This is a genomic window from Victivallis sp. Marseille-Q1083, from assembly GCF_903645315.1.
Classification (GTDB): Bacteria; Verrucomicrobiota; Lentisphaeria; order Victivallales; family Victivallaceae; genus UMGS1518.
The window spans coordinates 3,139,215-3,158,189 of sequence record NZ_CAHJXL010000001.1; the positions used below are offsets into that span (position 1 = coordinate 3,139,215).

The following is an 18,975-nucleotide window of genomic DNA, read 5'->3' on the forward strand; positions in this document are numbered from 1 at the left end:
GGAGATGCCGATGAAAGAAAAGATGTCCGACAGTCTGCTCCGCTACATTGACGCGGGCAGACCGTTGATCTATATCAACCACTTCGACTTTGAAACCGTGGATCGGATGCTTGCGGAAGCCTTCCCGAAAGCCACGATTGCGGAATACTGCGATGCGGACGGCTGGGTTGATTTCAAGACCAAGCAGCCGCACGGCTCCACGCCTTACACCCTCCCGGAGTTCCTGATGCTGTTCAACAACGACCAGCTCTATCAGGATCGCAAGGAATATCTCGTGGTGCTCAAGGAGATTCACGACTCCATCGGAGACAAGCAGGTCTATTCGCTTCTGCAATCCATTGCCCGCAGGAAGTTCATGCGCGGAGACTCCAAAGGCTACAACGTCACGGTTCTGATCGTGGACAGCAAACTGGTGATCCCTCCGGAGCTGGAGAAGCTGATCACGATGGTGGAACTGCGTCCGCCGCAGGAAGAGGAGATACGGGAGCTTCTGAACGGTATCGCTTCGGAGAATCTGCTGACCATCGACGACGACTCCATGACCGAACTGGTGATGGCCTTCAGCGGCCTCTCCGTCTTTGAGATCAAACAGATCGCCAACCTTGCACTCGCCACGGATGGGGAGATCAGCAGACACAGCAAGAAGCTGATCCTGTCCGAGAAGAAACAGGCAATTCAGAAGTCGGGACTTCTGGAACTGATCGAACCCGGAGATCTGGAAATCGGCGGTTTGGAGAACCTGAAGGAGTATCTGCAAAACAACAAGGCAGTCTTCAACAATCCCGGCATCGCCGCTTCGCACGGGATCGACATGCCCGCCGGAGTCATGATCGTCGGTATGCCCGGATGCGGAAAGAGCCTGACCGCCAAGTGCATCTCCAAGGAGTTCGGAGTGCCTCTGCTGCGTCTGGACATCGGCCGATTGATGGGAAAGTATGTCGGCGAAAGTGAAGAGAACCTCCGCAAAGCCATCCGGGTTGCGGAAGCCACGACCCCCTGCATCCTCTGGATCGACGAGATTGAGAAGGCCTTTGCCGGACTCGGCTCCGGAGGAGAGGTAACGACCCGTCTGTTCGGTCAGTTCCTCACGTGGATGCAGGAGAAGAAGAGCGCGATCTATGTGGTTGCGACAGCGAATGACATCTCCAATCTTCCCCCGGAGTTCCTGCGTCGCGGACGGTTCGACGAAATCTTTCAGGTGCGTTTCCCCAACATCAAGGAACGGGAGGCGATCTTCAAAATCCAGTTGGAGAAACGGAACGGGAAACGGCTTCCGGATGGAGTCGATCCCCATGCTCTTGCCGCGATGCTGAAGGATCAGGACAACTATTCCGGAGCGGACATCGAGAGCATCGTCAAGGAGGCGATGAAACGGGCGTTCGTGGACGGACAGCGCAAGGTTACGCAGCAGGACTTGCAGGAGATCATCCGAAACACGAAATCAAGCTATCAGTCGCAGAAGGAGAAGCTGGACAAGATGCTTGAGAAGTTGAACAGCCTCGGAGTCAAACCGGCAAGCCGTTGAGGAAGGGGAACAGCAAGGCGCATGGGACAGGACGAGGACAAGTCGATGAACATTGCAGGTTGCGGATGCCTGCTGGGACTGCTTATCGGTTTCATACTGGTCGTGGCAATGGTGTTCTCCGGTTCCATGATTCGGAATCTCAAAGGGATTCTGATTCTGATTCCGCTGCTTGGCCTGTTCTGCGGAAGTGTTCCCATGCTGGTCTTGAGTCCGGACAAGGGATTGCGCGTCGGAGCAGGCTGTATCTGTTATCCTCTGCTCATCTACATGATCCTTGCTGTGTCTTTGGATCGTGGCAGGATCGCGTGGGGATGGATTGCTTTTCTTGGCGTTCTTGTTCTCGCGGGCATCATTGCCGGTGCGGTACGCAAATATCGAAGCAGACAATGACAGAGTTGAATTGGCATGGAGTTTACAGGGAACTCATTCAAACGAAAATAGAAAACAACAGGAGCGTGTAACATGGCACAGTATCAGGCATTGGTGGAGTACAAGAGAATCGCAAAAGGGACGACTTCCGTCCACAACATGAAGGAGTTCGTTTCCGTCGGCATGAAGAACGTCCAGCTTGCCAAAGGAAAGATCAAGGCCAAGTATCCGAATGACAAGATCATGTTCGTGAACGTCACTTGGAAATAACAGCCAGGCGGGAGCGGAAGAGTTATGGCGATACAGAAAACGCCTTGGACAAGAGTCAACGTCAAGGTCTGCTGCACCTGTGAATACTGGGACGGGGAACGGGAACTGCAATTCCTTCCGGGAGTGAGGTTGAACGCAATCCTCGCCCAGTTCAATCCACAGGGGCACTGTCAGGCAAAGATGAACTGTCTGATGTCTTACAACAATCCCGGAGCGGCATATTGCGCGACTTACAAACGGTGGCACAAGTTGCCATGAAGGAGTATGAAGATGAGTGAAGCTGAAGAATCAAAAGCATTGCAAGTAGCAAACTGGTTGACGGAGAAAGCTGTCGGTGGGGTCGGTCCCCTTTCCAGTGCAGAAGATCTTGCATTGGAATACTTGAACGATTCAAATTATGAAGATAACGACAAACGTGTGGATAGTTTGATCAACTGGGAAACTTCCAAAAACTTCTCTACCGGGTTTATTACAGGACTTGGAGGCTTTGCTACATTGCCTGTTGCGATCCCGGCGTCCTTGGGAGCATCTTGGGTGTTACAAGCTCGAATGGCTGCTGCCATCGCTAGAATTTACGGGCATGACCTCAATGAAGAACGAGTTAAAACCTTGATCCTTTGCGTTATCATCGGACAGGATATTAAAGAAGTCTGCAAACAGGCTGGCATAAAAATTGGTACCAAACTGACTTATGTTGCCATCAGGAAACTTCCCAGTGAAGTGTTGAAACGAATTAATCAAGCTGTCGGTTTTCGATTGATAACTAAAGCTGGTGAAAAAGGGATTATCAATCTGACCAAACTTGTTCCTGTCGTTGGCGGTGTTGTGGGTGGAACGTTCGACGCGGTTACCTGTAGAATCACAGCGAAAGCCGCGCGGGAGGCCTTTCGTCAGAAATGAGTACAGGCTTCATACAGCTTCCCGGATTCTTTCGGAAAAAGATTGAACCAGTGTATTATCGTGTATGCTGTCCGGAGTGCGGTTATACGGAGATGGTGGAGCAGGAGAAGGGATGCGGTGATTCGGAAGAGCATCGGAGAGTGACGGCATTGCCGAAGGTCTGTCCTGTATGCGGAGCCGGGGTGACACGGAAGCGTATTCCGGTCTTGCTTCGATATTGACAGATTGGATGATGAAGTTGAAATCGAGGTAAAACATCCCTGTAAACACAGGGATCATTCGATTCGAGATCAGGCGAAAAGTAACCGTGTAGGCAGAGGGGCAGGACAGGTCACTGGATGGAGGAGAGTAAACGGTATGGCGACAGAAGAAGACAACGAGCCTTACAAGTGGTATTGTAGGCATGAACCCTATCAACTACTGATAACGGCAATGCAAATTCGCAATATTCAATGGATCAGCTATCTCATCCGTTCCGGGAAAGTTGATCCGAATCTGTGGGATGGAACTGAACCATTATTGTTCGTTTTCATTGATTCCAGTTTTTCGTTGCCACAAAAGAAAGAACTCATTCGTCTGGCTGTTGCTCATGGAGCTGATATTCATGTCCAAGACAAAGAATGCAGGAATATACTGCAATGGACAAGATCAGGACCGTTACTGAAATTCCTGCTGACAGAGTTCAAGTTCAGCAACGAAGAAATGTGGAAAGCCTATAATACCACCAATAAACCTTTAACCTGAATGTTGCATGAAACTTTCGAATCGTCGAGAAATGTTCAGAAGATTCGGAAGTTTTTATTTTCAGAGTCGGATATTGTCGTTTTTTTGCAAATTGAGCATATTCCCCCTTTCCCCCGTTGTTGTTCGGCGAGCCGGGGACAGCTCTCCAAGGTTTTATTCCCAAGCGATGATTTTCGCAGCGATCAAGCGGAGGAGTTCCTGATTTGGACAAGCACTTGAAAGAGCAACATAAATTTTTCTGGTATTCCGCCGAATAATGGCACCGATTTTCACCAGGTATAAGCGAATGCTGCCGCAGGTAGCCTCGGCAAATTGAGTTCCTGTCAACAACAATGCCCGAAACCGTTCCATGAGAATATAAGCCAAACTTGAAAGCAGAAGCCGGAATTGATTTGCCGCAAAGTCATGGCAGCTCGTCCGATCAGCGAAAAGATCCAGCTGCTGTTCCTTGATCCTGTTTTCCATCTCACCTCGGGCGCAATAGACTTTTTCATAAAGATATTGTCCATCATCATCAAGATTGGTGACGATAAAACGATTATTCGGTCCGGGGGAGTTGAATTCCGCTTTGGCAATCACCCGGCGCGGGTATTTCCAAGTTCCTGCCGCATATTCGAACTGAGTAAACAGTTTTGCTTTTTCATGTGTTTCGTTGTAAAGTGCTTCCGCTTTCACTTGAAGATCTTTTGATAATTCCAGCAAACGTGGATTTTTCGCCAATCCGACAATATATTTGACCTCATTTTTATCACACCAGTTCAGCATTTTCTGCCGACAAAAGCCACTGTCTCCCCGGAAAATAATCTTAACCTTCGGCCATTTCTGCCGAAAGCGCTTTACCAGTAGCGAGAGAATCGCCCAAGCATGCTTGGCCGCATCAATTTTTGATGGACGCAAATAAGCCACAAGCAATTGATCCCCGCAGAAAACATACAACGGCAAAAAGCAATAGTGGTCATAATAGCCATGAAAAAAGCGATTTTCCTGCATCCCGTAAGTGAGGTCATCGGTAGCATCGAAATCAAGAATCAATTCTCGAGGCGGCGTGGAAAAACTTTCGATAAAGAATTCGACAAACAATCGGCTCAAATCTACGCAAGCACGACGATCGATTCCATTTTCGAATCGACATAAAGTGCTTGGAGTGGCGAGTTGACGATCACGACCGACAACAGTTTGAATCAGCGGATCAGTTCGCAATTCATGATGGTCATTGAGATCTTCATGGCCGGCAACCAAACCAAAAACTCGTTGACGAAGCATGCTCAGATAGGAATGCTCAACTTTTCCGGGCTGTCGAATATCAAAAGAATCCAGCAGGTTACCGGCGCGCCGGGTCAAACCGAGTTTGCGGTCGAATTCTTTCACAAAAAGCAACCCGCCGTCACTGCTGATATCTCCACCGGCGAAATTGAATTCAATTTTTCTGCTTTTCGGACCTTGAAAGACCGGAATCGAAACATTACATTTTGTCATTGGCAGACCTCGGCGTTATATTGTGATGTAAGATATTACAATATAATACGTTAGTCGAGAATCTGCCTCTTTGTTTTTGAAAATTTACGCAATATTCAGGCTAACTTTGCGGCGGGGAAAAGTTCTTTCCATAAGGCGTGAGTATCCTGCATCGCCAGCATGATTTCTTCCGTCGAAATCGTAAAATCCATAGCCTGAATGTCGCGGCGGATGACCACCAGTTTTTCTCCGGTGGATTTGATTTCATCGAAGTCGGTCGTTCCGTCAATCAGGCCGTCTTTCAATTTCTGCATGTGCTTTTTGATTTCCGTCTCCTGTCGGGTGAGCTCGGCAATCTTTTGTTTCTGGCCCTCCTTGACGGCGAGCAAGGTTTCCTGAATCAGCATCGGCGTTTGGAGCACGCCGGACAGAAGCGTCAGAACCATGCCTTCAAGCTCCCCGGAAGGAATCCGGCGCAGGGGACACTGATGTTCCGGGTTTCGCGAATGCTGCTGGCAGAAAAAGTAGGTGTACTTTTTGCCGCCCTTGTTCGTGTAGGTCGGGGTCAACACGCTCCGGCAATGCCCGCAGAAGACAACCCCGCGCAACGGCGTCACTTCGCTCCGGCTTTTGCGGACGCTGGTTCCGTTGCTGTGCGAGTTCATGAGCGCCTGTACCCGCTCCCATTGTTTCCGGTCAACAATGGCTTCATGCTCACCCTCGTAACGGGCTTTGTAATGCTTCACATATCCGGCGTACAAAGTGTTGATCAGAATTTTATGGACGCTTCCGGTGTCCCATGCTTTCCCGCCATGCCGGATGCCTTTGGCGGAGATGAAAACCTTCGTGGTATAACCCATCCGGTTAACCTGAACCACCGTTTCCGCAAGCGAACCGATCTCTTCGTAGGTATTGAAAATTTTCCGAACCACTTCCGCCTCGTCGGGGACTATGTGCAGCTTTTTCGTTACCGGATCGGAGGCGTATCCGAGTACCGGCGTTCCTCCGCAGTGGATACCGCGTTTCTTGCTGGCGGCGATTTTGTCGCGGATTCGCTCGGCGATGATTTCCCGTTCGTATTGCGCGAACGACATCAGAATATTCAACATCATCCGCCCGGCCGACGTGCTGGTGTTGATTTCCTGCGTTACACTGACGAAAGATGCACCATGTTGCTCGAACACGCCCTGCAGCTCGGTAAAATCCAACAGGGAACGGGAAAGTCGATCTATTTTATACACAACGATAATATCGACTTTGCCCTTTATCACGTCTTCCAGCAGTTTCTGCAATGCCGGCCGGTGCGTGTTGCCACCGGAAAAGCCGCCGTCATCGTAATGCTCCGGCACGAGAACCCAACCGTTCGATTTCTGGCTTGCAACGTAATTCTCACCGGCCTCGCGCTGGGCGTCCAAAGAATTGAATTCCTGCTCCAGTCCGTCTTCCACCGATTTTCGGGTGTAGACGGCACACCGCAAAGTTGTCTTTTTTGTTTTTTCTTTCATGTTTATACTCCGAAGAATTTTTTACCGTTCCAGCTCGTTCCGGTGATCGCCTTGGCAGCGCCGCTTAAAGAACGATATTGCCGTCCATTCAGCTCGAATCCGTTTTCGCGGGCGATCACAACGTATTTGATTCCCTTCCATTCCCGTTCGAGAATGGTGCCGATTACGATGCCCGCGGAATTCTGCTGCGGCTTGGGCGCGTCACCGATGGCTGCGATTTTCATTTTGTCGGATTCGCCCAGGCCGCCGAAGCGGAGCTCCTGAATTTTGTATGCGAGCTTCCGCCGCATGAACATCGTCGAAAGCGGCGGCGCTTTCGTCCCCAGGACCGCGCGCCATTCTCGCTTGAGCCCGTTTTCATCCAAGGTCTGGATTTTTAGGAGCTCCGACCGAAGGTCTTCTATTGTAGTTATTTCCATCTTTTCGCCTCAGAATTGGTTTGCGCTATACAGAAAGCTCTCATCAAGAAGGATAGCAACTACTTCTTGCGGGATTCCTTGATCTTTCTTGCAATAATCGCCTCGGCAAAAATTTTGGCAAGCTGTTTGACAAGATCGACATCCATGGTTATTAACTCCGTTTTCTAAGTTCGGAAAGTTTCAATTTCGCTTTCGGCGCGGTTTTCGGAACCAGCGAGGAAACGCCTTCCACGGGCGCACTGTGCGGGGTTTTGCCGGTTCTCTGCTCGGACAGCCGGAGCGGCGGGCGATTGCGGGTACGAACCCTTACCGCGCCGAATTCGGGCAACGTCGCGCCAAGCATCGACGCGCAGACCGCACAACCGGCGCAGCAGTCCAGCCAATGGTTGTCGGAGCGTTCCGGGCGGAGCTTCCATTCGTCGACCGTCCGACCGCGGCCGATGGTCTTGACGCGGTATTCCGCTGTCAGGTGCTCCGCGATCAGCTGGTGGATCTGCGGATGCCGTCCATACAACGCGAGGCAGCTTTTATCTCCCATCGGTACGGCGAGCCTGGCGTGAATGAACGATTTCCAGAAGTTCGAGTCAAAGATCACATGCCGGATCGCCCGCTTGCCTTTGACGGACGGCATCATCCAATTGAAGCCGAGCTTGTCGCCCTGCTGCTTCTTATATTCCGTCATCGGTTTGGAGCTGGCTCCGACGTACCGGCCGTGCGCCGGGAGGATCACGCCGGAGTAAATGCTTTGACGGCAAAACTGGTAAATCAGATCGGTCGACTGCCCCCAATTCGCGTCGATCATCGCCCGCTCGATTTTCAACAGCGCCCCGTCCTCGCGTTCCCACTCGCGGGCAAGGTAATCATCGGTCAGCGCCTGAAGCGCGGCGTACAGCCCGCCCTCGAAGCCCGCCTTGGGAAACGTGGACTGGATGGTCGGGTTCGCATCGGAAAGCGAGAACTGCCGCCGATGCTGGTCGGGCCACGCGCCATAGTCGATCACCGTTCCGGAAAAATCCTCCGACCAGGCGATGACCACATAATAGAGCAACGCTTTCTGGACGTCGATGAACATCGTGAGCTTATCACACGCCAGCGGGACGCGGCCGCGGGCAAGCCCGTTCACCTTTTCTGCGATCTCGTCCACACTCATCAGCGAATCATCCGACACATCTTCCGGGAGTGGGTCATTCTGATATTCCGATTGAAACGCTATTTCGTCCTGGAGTTTCAGATTCATCGCGTGTTGGAGGGCGCTGACCTCGTCCGGGTTGAACCGCGCCTCCCATTCCACCACCGCACCTTCGTCCATGGCCTCCCGATTCGCAAGGTAGAAATCCGTCGCCGCCTGAAAGTTGCCGTCCGTCCGCAGTGCCTCCGCGCGAATCTCCGCATATTCCTCCCAGAGCTTCATGTTCTTGGGAAACTGGTACAGCATTTTCGTCCGTTCGCCATTCCAGTCGGGGTGAGTCGTCCGATTCAGAATCGTGTCGGCAAGGTCGCCCGGACGGATTACCGTGCAAGGCATGATCCCCGAGATTTTTTGTCCGGGACCCGCCAAGCCCAGAATGTCACCGGCCAACACACGAACACGCTTTCTGGTCTGCTCCAGCGAACCGGCCGACTCCGACGTCTGCGGATCGTCGATTATTACCAGCGAAGGACGCACACTCCGGCCATCGCTCCGTTTATATTTCATCCCGCGCACCCGCCCGGTAATGCCCGCGACGCGAACGATGATCCCGCTCGCCTTGCTATTCTTGACCGTTGGCAGGACGATTTCGCTCGAAGTCCAGGTAATCCGTGTGCGTTCACCGCCGTAGAGCTGTCCGGCACATCTGTTTGCGATTCCGTCCAAGCTGGCAATCGGGAAGCATACCTCGGGAAAATCCGCCGCGAGGTTTTCGTTCACTTCCAGCTCGGTCTTCAGTGAATCCAACAGCTCCAATGCGGCAGTTTCAGTTGCCCCTATCAGAGTCACAAATTCTCGATGCCCATAAAGCATCGCCCAAAGACAGGCACACTCAACTAACGAAGTTTTGCCTGACCCGCGCGGGAGTGCCAAAGCAAACAGTCCACCGGCCAATACCGCCGTCTCAATTTTATCAATCACCTTCAAATGATCGTCCGACCATGCCAGGGTAAACGTATCCGGAAAATAGGATTCACTGAACAACCGGAAGTTTCGCTCACAATCGGCTTTCCGCTGCGGATTCTGTACTTCCGGCATATCGCCGATGTCGCGTCCGGCGAGCGATTGCGCCGCATTGCGGGCGCGTTCGGCATCGCGTCGCTCATCGTAGGAACGAGCCTGGGACGGTTGCTCGACCGGTTCGGTGTGCTTTTCGTCGCAGAGCCAGGCGATGTATTTCAGGAGGTTGATGTTTCGGGAATTGTCGCTCGCTGCGATTCGGAATCCCACGCGGTTGAAGTCCCGGTAGACCCGCGCTTGGCTGATGACAAACCCGGCAGTTGTCGAATTGATCAGACGCCCGACTTCCACCGGGCGCATGCTGGATGGATTAATCGGCATTCTCTTCGGTCTCCTTTGCCAGCCAAGCGGCGTATTCAATCAGGTTCACGGTTCCGTCCGGATTCCGGGGCGCACCGGTCTCGAAGTCCTCCTGCAGAACTTCCTGCGTAAGAAACCGGCCGCCCGCCTGTTTGAGCAACCGGACGAGCACATCGGGCTGGAGTGCGGTTAATTTGAAGGCATTTTCCATAAAAGTCCTTTATTTTCAACTATTTTCGAGATGTTGACTGGCTATGCCCCGAGATCGACGCTTATGTATGCCCCAACGAAGGGAAACCGAATTCAGGAACAACAAAAAAGGAGATCGGAGATGAGGCGAAACGAATACAAAATGGCTTTCAACCGCTGGGAGTACATCGAGAGCTGCCAGAAGAAAAGCGGCAAGAAAATTGCCCGGCGGATTACCCGCCGCCACCTGAATAAACTTTGCGCCAAGACGGCGCAGGCTTGAATCAAAACACAACCACAACGGAGGTCAGAAATGAACAAGAACGAAGTCAAAGTCGGAAGCATCGCCACGGTCAAAGTCGGTCGCAACCTGGTCGAGGTCGAAATTCTCGGAGCCGAGGACGACAAGTGGAAAGTCAAAAGCGTTTCCAGCGGACGCGAATTCACCACCGCCAAACTGGAATCGATCAAAACCACGGGGCCGATCCCCGCGAACACGGAGGACACCATGAACGAAGGAACGCAGAACGCCGCCGAAACCGAAACGCCGGTCACCGGAGCCACCGCCCCGGCCACGCCGGAACCCGGCGCTGAAAACGACCGGGAGCAGATGGATGCGGGAGCTTCCGCTGAACGTGCGCCGGAGGAAGACAAGCCCAATCCCGCGCCGGAATCCGGCACCGCCAAGGCGGAGAAAAAGACCGGCCTTTACGAAGCGGCGGTCGAAGTCCTGCGCCGGAGCGAAACCCCGCTGAACTGCAAGGCGATTGTCGCCAAAAGCATCGAGCTCGGCCTTTGGAAGCCGACCGGAGGCAAGACGCCGGAGCAGAGCCTCTACTCCAGCATCTTCTGCGAGATCAAGACCAAGGAAACGCCCCGGATCATCAAAAGCGAAACGGTCCGCGGAGCCTTCGAATTCAACCGCGGCTGAACCGACACGCACCGCCCCCGCATCACGCGGGGCTTTTTCGCTTTCACACCAAATCAATCATGAGAAACCGCCTCCGGGGCGATTTCAACATTTGCCTCGACCGGGGGAGTCAGGGCTTTCCAATCGCAACCTTCTCCGTGAACGAACTCCGACCAGCGACGACGGATCACATCGCAATATTTCGGGTCGAGCTCCATCATCCGGCACTTGCGGTCGGTTTGCTCACAGGCGATCATTGTGCTTCCCGAACCGCCAAAGGTATCGATGACCAATTCCCCACGCTGACTGGAATTTTGGATGAGATAAATCAGCATCTCGATTGGTTTAGACGTCGGATGGCCAACGTTCTGTGTCGGTTTATGATACTCCAAAACTGTGGTTTGACATCGGTCGGAATACCAGTTATGTGCTGCGCCTTCTTTCCAGCCATACAAAATCGGTTCATGCCGGAAGTGATAGTCGCAACGTCCTAAAACAAGAGCATTCTTTACCCAAATCAAACATTCCCGAACCTGCATATCCACATCGCGGCAAGCTCCTCGAAAATTGAATCCCTCTGTATCCGCATGGAAAATGTAGAAGCTCGCTCCCGGCTTCATCCAGTTCTTGACATTTTCAAAAGAGTCTTTCAGAAAAGTTCTGAATTTTGTGTCTTCCATGTTGTCATTAATGATGGATTGCCCGAGGCTGTTTTCGTAGGCAACGTTGTATGGCGGATCGGTGAGCCAGAGATCGGCGTCGCTATCATCGCTGCCGTCATTCATAAGCGCGTCCATGTCATCGGCATTGGTCGCGTCGCCGCAGAGAAGAAGATGATTGCCGAGCCGATAAAGCACACCGCGTTGGCTGTCGGATTCCTCCGGGACTTCCGGGACGGCGTCGGGATCGGTTTCGCCTTCGGTGACGATGTCCGTTTCTGGGCCGTTCAGCAGCCGGTCGAGCTCGTCGGTATCGAAGCCGAGGAGCGAGAGGTCGAAGTTCGCGTCCTGCAGCTCCTTGATTTCAAGCGGCAGGAGATCATAATTCCACTGCGCGATTTCGCCGGTCTTGTTGTCGGCGATGCGGTAAGCTTGCACCTGTTCGGGCGTGAGATCGGTAGCTACAATCACCGGAACTTCAGTCAATCCAAGCAGCTTTGCACTGCGAAGTCTTGTGTGTCCCGTAATGATTACGTTGTCTTTGTCAACGACAATCGGAACCTTAAATCCAAACTCTTTTATGGATTTTGCCACAGCCTCCACCGCATCGTCATTGAATCGTGGATTTTTTTCATAGGGCACGATCTCATCGACCTTCTTGATGACGATATTCATCATTGGTAAATTTCCTCTCTGTATGTTTTCAAATTGTGAATTCCATCAATTACTGCACGCGAGCAATGGAATTTTCTGGCTATCGCTGAGCACGACACGCCGTTATCTATAAGCCGTCGAACTTCACGAACCTGTTCGGGGAGAAGGCGTCGGGATGCAAATTTTGGCATCTGTGCCATTCTATGCAGTTCATCGTATGACCGAAGCCCGGTTTGAAACGCATGCCTACTATTTTCGCTTCTTGTGCACCATTCAAGATTTTCAGCAGTGTTATGGGTTTTTATCCCATCAATATGATTGATTTCCAAGTAGCTATTGGGATTAGGGATAAAACATTTGGCAACAATTCGGTGAATATATTCGTCATGGCGATTGATATTCACTCTCAGATAACCATGACTATTGGGGCGGCCTTTTTGTCTGTGGATATTCAAGCCACCCTTGATTCCCATGCTATATACAGCTCCGTCCGAGGTGATCAAATATCGGCCTCCATAAATTGCTGCGCGAATTCGCCCCGGAGGGGCATTGGCGACGGTTTTCTGCGTTTCGGGGCGACTTTCAGTGATTTGCATGCAATAACCTTTCTTTAAGGATTAAATTCGATCAACTCCATAAAAACTGATGGATTCAGGGAGTCAAGTCCGTTTTTTCTTTGTTTTTTCTTGAACTCCTATAAAATCGTGCTATTTTAGGAGTAAACTCCAAAAAATAACAAGTTAAAATGGAGTTGGAGGTAGTATGGCTTATATATCACGCTATTTAGAGCCCGACATAAAGCGGCGCCTTTTCTCCGGCAAAGCGATCATTGTTTACGGTCCGCGCCAGTGCGGCAAAACCACCATGATTCGTCATATTACCGATGAATGGTCTGATGATGTTCTTTGGCTGAACGGTGACAGCCCGGATGTTCGGGAGGAGCTTGATCGCGTCACTGTCGCCAGATGGAAACTGATTCTTGGCAAGAAAAAAATTCTTGTTCTTGACGAAGCGCAGCGTATACCCAATGTCGGACTTGCGCTGAAACTGATTACCGATGAAATACCGGAAGTTCAGGTTATAGCTTCGGGCTCATCATCGTTTGAATTGGCGGACAAAGCCTCTGAACCTTTAACCGGCCGCAAATTCGAGTACCGTCTTCTGCCGCTGTCTTTTGCTGAAATGGTCGCGCAGGATGGACTCTTGCAGGAAAAGCAACATCGTGAACAGCGGCTTCTTTACGGCGGCTATCCCGACATTGTGGTTCATTCCGATGATGCTGAGCGTCTGCTGAGCGAGCTGGTCAGCAGTTACCTCTTCAAAGACATTTATGCGTTAGAGGGACTGAAGAAAACCAAAATCCTCGACAACCTTGTCAAAGCCCTTGCCATACAAATTGGTTCGGAGGTTAATTTAAATGAACTGGCTGGTTTGACCGGAACCGACCGGAAGACCGTTGAAAGCTACATTGACCTCTTAGAGAAAACCTACGTGATATTCTCTCTTCCCGCCTTTAGCGGTAATATGCGTAACGAGATCAAGAAAGGGAAAAAAATCTATTTCTACGATCTCGGCGTTCGCAATGCCGTGATGGGCAATTTCAGTCGGCTGGAATCTCGAACCGATAAAGGTGGGATGTGGGAAAACTACCTGATTCTGGAACGCTTCAAAAACACGATGAACCAGCCGTTTCAGCCGCAACGTTTCTTCTGGCGAACCACCGCGCCGCAAGGCAAAGAGATTGATTATCTTGAGAAAACGGCAGACGCGCTGAGTGCATGGGAGATCAAAGCAAACCCGGCGTCAAAAGCAAAAATCCCGTTGTCATTTCGGAATGCCTACCCGGATGCGCAGACGGCAATTCTTACGCCGGACAACTACGACGATTTCCTGTTGCCGCCGCTGTCCTGACAACGGTGACCGAGAAGGCCCACACAGCCCCGCTGTTGCGCCTTTTCGGGTATCCCGAATCCATGCCCGAACCGGCCCGTAAAGCCCCGGAAACGGAGCTGTCTGCGCCCCTGTGGGTGCACTGGCGGCATGGCGCATAAGTCCTTGATAGGCAATAGCTGAAAAATTTTATCGGACCGCAACCAACTCTGCTTAACACGTCGAGTCCTTCCGCCGCCCCTCGGAGATAGTCCTCTGAGGGGGGAACCATTGCCATTTTCGGACATTTCCACACTATCCCGAGCTCGGGGACGGGTCCGGCCTACCCGAGCCCTCACGCGCGTCAGAACGCGTGCTGGATAGCTTAAAAAGCGTCCGTCACTTTGCAAAAAAGTGACGGAACGAGCCGCCGCTTTGCGAGGCGACCACAATACGTAGTGGTATCGGCGTTGATTTGCGTTGCATTGCTTCGTATATCTTGTGGTATGGCTTTCGTGCGAGTTCTGCTCTGTTGCCCCACGCTCATAAACGCCCCGCCGACGCACGTCACCGCGTTATGGCGTTTGTTCACCCAAAGACTCACTACGCTCCGCTTCAAGCGGTGTCGGGGGCTTTCCAAGCGTTTGTGAGCGCCTCTTACCCTTGGACGGAAACCATCTGAAGAATCGCCTTGTACGGTTTTCTTCCCCTCTTTCGGAACGGGTTGTGCCTACCCAGCGAGCGGGCGAGCTGGTAGACCCGGCTTATTGAGATGCCGAGTGAGGCGGCGACAGCTTCGGCTGACAGTCCGTTGCGGACGAGCAGAAGAACATCATCGTGGGCGGCTGGAGTTCGAGCGGGAACCCATATCATGCCCTGCCAGTGCTTTTGAACCTGGGCGAGCAGCTCAGGGGGAAGCACATCAGCGGCGTTGGTGTAGAGTTGAGCCATGGTTTTTCCTTTTTCCAGAAGAAAGATCCCCAAATTCGCACCCTTCTATACACACATACGGATTTCCTTCCAATGCGAGACTCCTTGCGAATTTGTGAATTATCTCTAAAAACATATATTTTTTATTATTTTTACCCTCAAATAGTCTCTTTTTGGTTTTCGAGATAGTTCGCAAGATAGTTCACAAGTTCGCACTTTTTTCCGAATTTCGGACCTTTTTTTTGCCGGGCAAAACTGCGAACTTTGAAGTTTCCGGGGAATTGGGGTGAATTTCCTCAAAGCAGGACATAGTTTTTCATCGGCTTGGTTTTGCCGGTGTCGATCTCGAATGAAATCGTCCCGTTCTCGATGAGCGTGTCGATGATCTTCTTGAACACGTCGAGCGACTCATGGCTGGAGCGGAGAAGTTTGCTGTGTCCTATCTTGCCTCCGGCCCGGTCAATGAGGCGCACGACTTTCTGGCACTTCTCCTCAAATTGCGACTCATAGACATAGTATTCGGCCATGAAGAGTGTCCGTTTGTTGACGTACTCGATGAAATCGCGCGCCCATTTGACGGCTTTACAGGAGATGGAGGGGTTATAGACATTCTCGCTGAGGGCATAAAGCATCGCCAGCTTGCACACCTTCTCGTAGCCGCGGGCCCAGACAGCGGAGGCGACATCTTCGCCATTGTCTTTGTAGAAATCGACAAGGTCGTCGAATTCGTGCTGAATCTGCTCCAGGAGGACTGTCGCGTCCGGCTGATCGGGAACCAGCATGGGCTTGGGATTGATACTGCAGAGGTTGCCGTTCAGGGAGTCGATGTTGACGATGTACTTGGCGGCGCGGAGTGTTTCGTCGGAGGGGATGATTTCCCGCTGGGACTTGCCTCGACCGCGCTTGCCGGCTTCGATGATGATACAGCGGGCGGCAAGGCCGTTTTCGAGCACACGCCGGGACATCGCTTCATAGAAATACTTCGGAATGGCGGTTCCGAAGATGACGAGGTTCGGATTGACGATGCACTCGATCTCTTCGCGGTCGCCGTTGGAGCGTGTTTTCACCAAGGCTTTGCGTCGCAACGGATAAATGGAGTTCGCGGCGCCATAGAATTTGAGCAGTTTTTCGTTCATGGATTCTGTCCTTTGATCCTTGTTGTATTTCATGGTATTGAAGATGGAGTCGATTTCGTCCGTCTGAAACAGCATGGACGGGTGCATGAAGAGCGCGTCTTCGAGCCCTTCGCCGGACGCGAACGCATCGCCGATACACGCGCCCATTCCCGCGGCAAAGGCGATATTGAAATTGACTTTGCGCGGATGGTCTTTGCCGGTTCCCGAATCCGCAAGGGCTATGAGGTAAAGATTCGAGCGGTTATTCCGCTCGTCTTTGACCTTGCGCCCGGCGAGAAACGCCAGGTCCGCCAATGCTCCGATGAATGCCAGGATGGTATTGGGATACGGTGCGGTGTCCATGGTCAGTTTCATGACATCGGCGACGTACCCCGGCATCTTCAGGAGGCGTTCGGGAATCGCTCCGGGATTGGGGAAAAGTTTGTCGTCGTTTTTCGCCAGCTTGCGACCCTGATTCAAGATTCCCGTTAGATCGACGGGCGCAGGTTCAGGCTTCCGCTCGTAACAGCCGGGTTCTTTAAGCTCGCGGAGCTTCTTCCAGTCGTTGCCGGAACACGAGTTGTGATGGCAGGTGAAAGCGATTGCTCCGTTCGCATGTTGAATCAGGACGGCGGAGCGGTTCGCGTGTGCGTCGTTGAACGGACAGACGGGGAACACCCATTTCCGGCCATCCTTCCACACCTTGGGAGCTTCGAGCTCCGGGCAGTATTGCCGAACCCATGAGTCGAGATCGAACTCGTCGGAAACCGAATGCGGCTGCGCTGTTGCCACGGGTTTCTGCGGCTGCGCGGTGAAATTGGCGACGCGCTCCAGTTGCTCGCGGGAAAGCACCGAAAGCGTGCTCGGAACGGAGAGGAGTTGCGCCATGCGGTGCGGTCGCGCTGGAATGCTGTCTCCTTTGCAGTTCATTGTTCCCGGGATGCGCCAGATCCGGGCGGGATTGTGAACGGTTTTATCGATTTCCACCGCATCGGTCGATGCGCTGCTCAACGATTCGATGGTTCGCTGAATCAGCCCCTCATCATCGGGGGGAAGACTAGCGCGATAGAGCATCTGCGCCCCGTTCCCGCTGTCGCATATCACGGGTTCCGGCCAGGTAACGGAAGCCATATCGTCTCGGAGCTCACGCGCTTTCTGAATCGCCGCCTTGTGTTCAGCGTCGGTGCTGGAAACGCCGGAGACGCGCTTGGGATCGCAGTCAATCAGGAGCCAGCGGCGTTCGGCGATGTCGGAATCCGCGGTCGTCGGCTCCCGGGTGATACCGCGAATGCGGTTACAGGCGCGGGCCAGGAGATCGGATTTCACCGGATTGATGGTCACATAAGCTCCGCGATAAGACCGCAGTTTCGCGATGGCGTCGGCGGCTGCCGGAATGTGCTCATAATCGAAATACCCGGACTCCATGTGCGGTCGCATCCAGTCGACTGAAACGGCGTCGAGGATGCGAATTTCAAACACGTCACCCGGCAGAAACCACAGTTGCAGCGCACGGATTATCATTTCCTTATCGGTCATGCCTTGCGCCCTCGGTTCGGTTTGAGTTTGTTTGGAAAATTCGGAACGCAGAAGATTATGTCGGGCTGCTCCTCGAAGGGAACGCTCATGATGCTCTGCATGAACAGCAGATGTGCCAGATGAAAGTTGAGAATCTCATCTTCCTTACTGGTACGGGCATCTTCCCGGGCTGTTGCCGCTTGCTGTTCTTTCCGAGCCGCCCACGGCGGACGCGGCAGGAACTTTTCGCAACCGGGCCGTTTGCAGATTTCCGGTATGATTTCGCAGAAGACCCATTGCCGAAGGGCGCCGGAATCTCTCATCGCGCTTGTGATGGAAAGGATCTCGTCCTGTTTGATCAGGCGAACCATGGTCGAATAGACCGGGGTTTGGATGCGGTGATAGACCGGCGAGCCGTTCACCCGTTCTGCCGCGGAGCGGAACCCGGGAATCCGGCACAGATCACGGTAAACAAAATAAATCCCGTCGTCTTTCAGAACGATACGGATGGTGTTAGCCTGGAACCGAACGTTCAAAATCTCATTCATTGCTGTTGTCCTCGTCGTTGATGTTTTTCAGGAAACGGAGCGCCATCGCTGCAGTGTGGACGGCTTCGGTGATGATATGCGCCTTGGAGCCCTTGTGTTCGTTATGGTCGAGGACTGCCTTGGTTACCTCGCCCGATTCTTCCGCCAGAATTGCCGAAGCGTGAATCAGGTTGTTCGGCCATGCGGGGTGAAGTTTCTCGGCCCAGGCGAGCTCGCTCAGGATCAGGGAAAGCGCGGATTCTATTTTCATGGTGATGCCTTTGTGAAGTGTTTATCTGCTTGCGGGATGCGTATAATAAGGGAAAATCGGAGTTTTTTGGGAAAAATGGTCCGGTTTTATCCAAAAATTTTATAAATACTGATAGGTAAAGATAAAAATATGAGGAGGTGATGAAAATGAATGAAGTGATATTATTGATAATAGTATTGGTTGTTGTATGTAAGTTTTAACAACACCCCCAGGGGGAGAGTGAAATCTCCCCCTGGTCATTCCGCCACGCGGCAGTTCAGGACTTCGTGCGTGACGCAGTCTCTGCACACGCTCCGGTTGCCCCGCAGTTTGCAGCGGACGCAGACATGTTCTCGGATGAAATTCTCCAAGCGCGAGATATATTCGCGCTCCGTCAGCGTGTTCCACAACGCCAAAGCGGTGGCCTCGTCGCAGAATCCCGCCTGTCGGCCGCATGCCTCGCACTCATAATAGAAAAGCACACACTGCCCGAAATGATCGGCGGCGAGCCAACCATGGACTTTCCTGCTGCGGCAGACGGGGCAACTTGGATTTGTCTTACTCATGATGTGTGTTTCCTTTGGGTTACTACGTCGATACTCACGTCCCCGAAAGCAGTAGTCGCGTGGATTCGCCACGTGATCTCGCGGCCGTAATTCAT

21 protein-coding genes are annotated in these 18,975 nt (G+C 52.4%); 9 read left to right on the forward strand and 12 right to left on the reverse strand.

Annotated elements, in window-relative coordinates:
* The first annotated feature begins 10 nt into the window (after window positions 1–10).
* The 6 genes from HWX74_RS12915 (at window position 11) to HWX74_RS12940 (ending at window position 3,808) form a co-directional block, all read left to right on the forward strand.
* Entirely contained in the window at window positions 11–1,525 is a 1,515-nt protein-coding gene (locus tag HWX74_RS12915; protein WP_176013928.1) for an AAA family ATPase, read from the forward strand.
* Window positions 1,526–1,546: 21 nt separating this feature from the next.
* Entirely contained in the window at window positions 1,547–1,915 is a 369-nt protein-coding gene (locus tag HWX74_RS12920; RefSeq protein WP_176013929.1) for a hypothetical protein, read from the forward strand.
* 72 nt (window positions 1,916–1,987) lie between these two features.
* The gene (locus HWX74_RS12925) at window positions 1,988–2,164 is read left to right on the forward strand and encodes a hypothetical protein (RefSeq protein ID WP_176013930.1); all 177 of its coding nucleotides are present in this window, start codon (window positions 1,988–1,990) and stop codon (window positions 2,162–2,164) included.
* Window positions 2,165–2,188: 24 nt separating this feature from the next.
* On the forward strand, window positions 2,189–2,422 hold the full coding sequence (locus HWX74_RS12930; RefSeq protein WP_176013931.1) for a hypothetical protein: 234 nt from the start codon (window positions 2,189–2,191) through the stop codon (window positions 2,420–2,422).
* A 12-nt stretch (window positions 2,423–2,434) separates the two neighbouring features.
* Window positions 2,435–3,064 carry an EcsC family protein gene (locus HWX74_RS12935; protein WP_176013932.1) on the forward strand — a complete coding sequence of 210 codons (630 nt, stop codon included), beginning with the start codon at window positions 2,435–2,437 and terminating at the stop codon, window positions 3,062–3,064.
* A gap of 357 nt (window positions 3,065–3,421) precedes the next feature.
* Window positions 3,422–3,808: a hypothetical protein gene (locus tag HWX74_RS12940; protein WP_176013933.1), complete on the forward strand. Its 387-nt coding sequence runs from the start codon at window positions 3,422–3,424 to the stop codon at window positions 3,806–3,808.
* Window positions 3,809–3,961: 153 nt separating this feature from the next.
* Here HWX74_RS12940 and HWX74_RS12945 read toward each other — a convergent pair whose 3' ends face one another.
* The 5 genes from HWX74_RS12945 to HWX74_RS12970 all read right to left on the reverse strand — a co-directional run bounded on the left by HWX74_RS12945 (window position 3,962) and on the right by HWX74_RS12970 (window position 9,907).
* Window positions 3,962–5,284 carry an IS1380 family transposase gene (locus tag HWX74_RS12945; protein WP_176012100.1) on the reverse strand — a complete coding sequence of 441 codons (1,323 nt, stop codon included), beginning with the start codon at window positions 5,282–5,284 and terminating at the stop codon, window positions 3,962–3,964.
* A 95-nt stretch (window positions 5,285–5,379) separates the two neighbouring features.
* Window positions 5,380–6,768 carry a recombinase family protein gene (locus HWX74_RS12950; RefSeq protein ID WP_176013934.1) on the reverse strand — a complete coding sequence of 463 codons (1,389 nt, stop codon included), beginning with the start codon at window positions 6,766–6,768 and terminating at the stop codon, window positions 5,380–5,382.
* A gap of 2 nt (window positions 6,769–6,770) precedes the next feature.
* Window positions 6,771–7,187 (reverse strand): DUF2924 domain-containing protein, encoded by a 417-nt coding sequence (locus HWX74_RS12955; RefSeq protein WP_176013935.1) that lies wholly within the window; start codon window positions 7,185–7,187, stop codon window positions 6,771–6,773.
* A 151-nt stretch (window positions 7,188–7,338) separates the two neighbouring features.
* The gene (locus HWX74_RS12965) at window positions 7,339–9,717 is read right to left on the reverse strand and encodes a terminase gpA endonuclease subunit (RefSeq protein ID WP_176013936.1); all 2,379 of its coding nucleotides are present in this window, start codon (window positions 9,715–9,717) and stop codon (window positions 7,339–7,341) included.
* Entirely contained in the window at window positions 9,707–9,907 is a 201-nt protein-coding gene (locus HWX74_RS12970) for a hypothetical protein (RefSeq protein ID WP_176013937.1), read from the reverse strand. The genes HWX74_RS12965 and HWX74_RS12970 overlap by 11 nt, the downstream gene beginning before the upstream one ends.
* Before the next feature lie 120 nt (window positions 9,908–10,027).
* Here HWX74_RS12970 and HWX74_RS12975 point away from each other — a divergent pair, with 120 nt between their 5' ends.
* Window positions 10,028–10,168, forward strand: a complete 141-nt coding sequence (locus tag HWX74_RS12975) for a hypothetical protein (protein ID WP_176013938.1) — start codon at window positions 10,028–10,030, stop codon at window positions 10,166–10,168.
* A 30-nt stretch (window positions 10,169–10,198) separates the two neighbouring features.
* Window positions 10,199–10,816: an HTH domain-containing protein gene (locus HWX74_RS12980; protein WP_176013939.1), complete on the forward strand. Its 618-nt coding sequence runs from the start codon at window positions 10,199–10,201 to the stop codon at window positions 10,814–10,816.
* A 53-nt stretch (window positions 10,817–10,869) separates the two neighbouring features.
* On the opposite strand, the gene HWX74_RS12985 is transcribed toward HWX74_RS12980, so the two are convergent.
* Together HWX74_RS12985 and HWX74_RS12990 are read right to left on the reverse strand one after the other, a co-directional pair.
* Entirely contained in the window at window positions 10,870–12,132 is a 1,263-nt protein-coding gene (locus HWX74_RS12985; RefSeq protein WP_217704953.1) for a DNA modification methylase, read from the reverse strand.
* The gene (locus HWX74_RS12990; protein WP_176013940.1) at window positions 12,129–12,704 is read right to left on the reverse strand and encodes an HNH endonuclease; all 576 of its coding nucleotides are present in this window, start codon (window positions 12,702–12,704) and stop codon (window positions 12,129–12,131) included. Before HWX74_RS12990 ends, HWX74_RS12985 begins: the two co-directional genes overlap by 4 nt.
* 166 nt (window positions 12,705–12,870) lie before the next feature.
* Between HWX74_RS12990 and HWX74_RS12995 the strand changes: the two genes are divergently transcribed.
* On the forward strand, window positions 12,871–14,019 hold the full coding sequence (locus tag HWX74_RS12995) for an ATP-binding protein (protein ID WP_176013941.1): 1,149 nt from the start codon (window positions 12,871–12,873) through the stop codon (window positions 14,017–14,019).
* Window positions 14,020–14,634: 615 nt separating this feature from the next.
* On the opposite strand, the gene HWX74_RS13000 is transcribed toward HWX74_RS12995, so the two are convergent.
* The 5 genes from HWX74_RS13000 to HWX74_RS13020 all read right to left on the reverse strand — a co-directional run bounded on the left by HWX74_RS13000 (window position 14,635) and on the right by HWX74_RS13020 (window position 18,880).
* Window positions 14,635–14,961 carry a hypothetical protein gene (locus tag HWX74_RS13000; RefSeq protein ID WP_176013942.1) on the reverse strand — a complete coding sequence of 109 codons (327 nt, stop codon included), beginning with the start codon at window positions 14,959–14,961 and terminating at the stop codon, window positions 14,635–14,637.
* A gap of 242 nt (window positions 14,962–15,203) precedes the next feature.
* The gene (locus HWX74_RS13005; protein WP_176013943.1) at window positions 15,204–17,558 is read right to left on the reverse strand and encodes a hypothetical protein; all 2,355 of its coding nucleotides are present in this window, start codon (window positions 17,556–17,558) and stop codon (window positions 15,204–15,206) included.
* Window positions 17,555–18,085: a hypothetical protein gene (locus HWX74_RS13010; RefSeq protein WP_176013944.1), complete on the reverse strand. Its 531-nt coding sequence runs from the start codon at window positions 18,083–18,085 to the stop codon at window positions 17,555–17,557. Before HWX74_RS13010 ends, HWX74_RS13005 begins: the two co-directional genes overlap by 4 nt.
* The gene (locus HWX74_RS13015; protein ID WP_176013945.1) at window positions 18,078–18,335 is read right to left on the reverse strand and encodes a hypothetical protein; all 258 of its coding nucleotides are present in this window, start codon (window positions 18,333–18,335) and stop codon (window positions 18,078–18,080) included. The genes HWX74_RS13010 and HWX74_RS13015 overlap by 8 nt, the downstream gene beginning before the upstream one ends.
* Before the next feature lie 236 nt (window positions 18,336–18,571).
* Window positions 18,572–18,880: a hypothetical protein gene (locus HWX74_RS13020; RefSeq protein ID WP_176013946.1), complete on the reverse strand. Its 309-nt coding sequence runs from the start codon at window positions 18,878–18,880 to the stop codon at window positions 18,572–18,574.
* Window positions 18,881–18,975: the final 95 nt, after the last annotated feature.